Origin of the sequence: Vibrio sp. 10N.222.49.C9, from assembly GCF_041474985.1 — a bacterium.
Classification (GTDB): domain Bacteria; phylum Pseudomonadota; class Gammaproteobacteria; order Enterobacterales; family Vibrionaceae; genus Vibrio; species Vibrio crassostreae_C.
In genome coordinates this window covers 1-226 of record NZ_JBFRVD010001510.1, presented here as the reverse complement: position 1 = coordinate 226, position 226 = coordinate 1, and the positions used below count along the sequence as shown (strand labels likewise).

Here is a 226-nt window from a genome sequence, read left to right as displayed (position 1 = left end):
TGCTTTCACTTCCTATTGGTAAAGCTCTTCTGCTATCAACATTGGCCATAACATGTATCTAAGTACCTCTTTTTTAACCGAAACCTTTACCGTTTTGGGTACCGCCGCTTTCGCTTTATCTGCCGTATTGGCCGCCAATGAAAAACGGACAGACGTATTCTCTGTGGTGGTACTTGGAGTGGTCACCGCGGTAGGTGGGGGAACAATACGGGATTGCCTGCTTGGG

Annotated in this window: 1 protein-coding gene; it reads left to right on the top strand. The window is 47.8% G+C overall.

The window, feature by feature from the left end:
- Window positions 1–52: 52 nt before the first annotated feature.
- A partial coding sequence (locus AB4585_RS29000; protein WP_372172247.1) for a TRIC cation channel family protein occupies window positions 53–226 on the top strand: 174 nt, incomplete at its 3' end.